At 54.7% G+C, this 3,006-nt stretch carries 1 rRNA gene; it reads left to right on the top strand.

What is annotated here, in order from left to right:
- The first annotated feature begins 86 nt into the window (after positions 1-86).
- Positions 87-3,000 (top strand): 23S ribosomal RNA (locus tag KNP68_RS14970).
- Positions 3,001-3,006: the final 6 nt, after the last annotated feature.

Below are 3,006 nucleotides of genomic sequence, written 5' to 3'. Positions count from 1 at the left end.
TTGTTCCTTGAAAACTGAAGATTCATCAAGACATCAAACCAATTATTTCACATATGGTCCGTGAGGACCGTGTGTCTTAGACGCTAGATCAAGGTAGAAAGGGCGTACGGTGGATGCCTTGGCACTAGGAGCCGATGAAGGACGCGACGAACAGCGAAATGCCCTGGGGAGTGGTAAGTACACATTGATCCAGGGGTATCCGAATGGGGGAACCCACCGCCGGGAGACTGGCGGGACACCCGTGTGAATACATAGCACGGCGTGAGGCAAACCCGGGGAACTGAAACATCTAAGTACCCGGAGGAAGAGAAAGAAAATTCGATTCCCTGAGTAGCGGCGAGCGAAACGGGAACAGCCCAAACCAGGAAGCATGCTTCCTGGGGTTGTAGGACACTCTATACGGAGTTACAAAGGGATAGGATAGGTGAACGACCTGGAAAGGTCGGCCAGAGAAGGTGACGGCCCTGTAGCCGAAATCGTATCCCCTCCAGAGTGGATCCTGAGTACGGCGGGACACGTGAAACCCCGTCGGAATCCGGGAGGACCATCTCCCAAGGCTAAATACTTCCTAGTGACCGATAGTGAACCAGTACCGTGAGGGAAAGGTGAAAAGCACCCCGGAAGGGGAGTGAAACAGATCCTGAAACCGTATGCCTACAAGTAGTCAGAGCCCGTTAACGGGTGATGGCGTGCCTTTTGTAGAATGAACCGGCGAGTTACGATGGCGGGCGAGGTTAAGCCGATGAGGCGGAGCCGCAGCGAAAGCGAGTCTGAATAGGGCGCATCAGTCCGTCGTCGTAGACCCGAAACCAGGTGATCTACCCATGTCCAGGATGAAGGTCAGGTAACACTGACTGGAGGTCCGAACCCACGCACGTTGAAAAGTGCGGGGATGAGGTGTGGGTAGCGGTGAAATGCCAATCGAACCTGGAGATAGCTGGTTCTCCCCGAAATAGCTTTAGGGCTAGCCTCGAGGTGTAGAGTTCCGGAGGTAGAGCACTGATTGGACTAGGGGCCCCCACAGGGTTACCGAATTCAGTCAAACTCCGAATGCCGGCAACTTGTACTCGGGAGTCAGACTGCGAGTGATAAGATCCGTAGTCGAAAGGGAAACAGCCCAGACCATCAGCTAAGGTCCCAAAGTGTATGTTAAGTGGAAAAGGATGTGGCGTTGCACAGACAACTAGGATGTTGGCTTAGAAGCAGCCACCATTCAAAGAGTGCGTAATAGCTCACTAGTCGAGTGACGCCGCGCCGAAAATGTAACGGGGCTAAACATACCACCGAAGCTATGGATCCCGTAAGGGATGGTAGGGGAGCGTTCCAAGCAGCAGTGAAGCGGTATCGTGAGGAGCCGTGGAGCGCTTGGAAGTGAGAATGCCGGTGTGAGTAGCGAAAAGAGGGGTGAGAATCCCCTCCGTCGAAAGCCCAAGGTTTCCTGAGGAAGGCTCGTCCGCTCAGGGTTAGTCTGGACCTAAGCCGAGGCCGAAAGGCGTAGGCGATGGACAACAGGTTGATATTCCTGTACCGCCGTACCACCGTTTGAACGATGGGGGGACGCAGAAGGATAAGGTAACCGTGCGACTGGAAGTGCACGGACAAGCAGCGAGGCCGTCGGGTTGGCAAATCCGCCCGGCACACAAGGTTGAGCTGTGACGTGGAGCCCGTAGGGCGAAGTACCGGATTTCACGCTGCCAAGAAAAGCCTCTAGTAAGGAGGTCGGCGCCAGTACCGTAAACCGACACAGGTAGGCGAGATGAGAATTCTAAGACGCGCGGGATAACTCTCGTTAAGGAACTCGGCAAAATGGTCCCGTAACTTCGGGAGAAGGGACGCTTATGGCAACATAAGCCGCAGTGAATAGGCCCAAACGACTGTTTAGCAAAAACACAGGTCTCTGCTAAATCGCAAGATGAAGTATAGGGGCTGACGCCTGCCCGGTGCTGGAAGGTTAAGGGGATGTGTCATCGCAAGAGAAGCACTGAACCGAAGCCCCAGTAAACGGCGGCCGTAACTATAACGGTCCTAAGGTAGCGAAATTCCTTGTCGGGTAAGTTCCGACCCGCACGAAAGGCGTAACGATTTGGGCACTGTCTCAACGAGAGACCCGGTGAAATCATAGTACCTGTGAAGATGCAGGTTACCCGCGACAGGACGGAAAGACCCCATGGAGCTTTACTACAGCCTGATATTGAGGCTTTGTACGCGATGTACAGGATAGGTGGGAGTTTGTGAAGCCGGAGCGCCAGCTTCGGTGGAGACACCCTTGGGATACCACCCTTTGCGTATAGAGTCTCTAACTCGCAGCCGTGATCCGGCTGGAGGACCGTGTCAGGTGGGTAGTTTGACTGGGGCGGTCGCCTCCTAAACAGTAACGGAGGCGCCCAAAGGTTCCCTCAGAATGGTTGGAAATCATTCGAAGAGTGCAAAGGCAGAAGGGAGCTTGACTGCGAGACCTACAAGTCGAGCAGGGACGAAAGTCGGGCTTAGTGATCCGGTGGTTCCGCATGGAAGGGCCATCGCTCAACGGATAAAAGCTACCCTGGGGATAACAGGCTGATCTCCCCCAAGAGTCCACATCGACGGGGAGGTTTGGCACCTCGATGTCGGCTCATCGCATCCTGGGGCTGGAGTAGGTCCCAAGGGTTGGGCTGTTCGCCCATTAAAGCGGTACGCGAGCTGGGTTCAGAACGTCGTGAGACAGTTCGGTCCCTATCCGTCGTGGGCGCAGGAAATTTGAGGAGAGCTGTCCTTAGTACGAGAGGACCGGGATGGACGCACCGCTGGTGTACCAGTTGTTCCGCCAGGAGCATCGCTGGGTAGCTACGTGCGGACGGGATAAGTGCTGAAAGCATCTAAGCATGAAGCCCCCTCCGAGATGAGATTTCCCTTTGAGCAATCAAGAAAGACCCCTCAGAGACGATGAGGTAGATAGGTCATGGGTGGAAGCACGGCGACGTGTGGAGCTGAATGATACTAATCGGTCGAGGCTTTGATCTAGTCTAA

The organism is Exiguobacterium sp. s50 (genome assembly GCF_018618175.1).
GTDB lineage: Bacteria > Bacillota > Bacilli > Exiguobacteriales > Exiguobacteriaceae > Exiguobacterium > Exiguobacterium chiriqhucha.
Note: the sequence above shows the minus strand (reverse complement) of the source record. Positions and strands in the feature narration are given on the sequence as shown.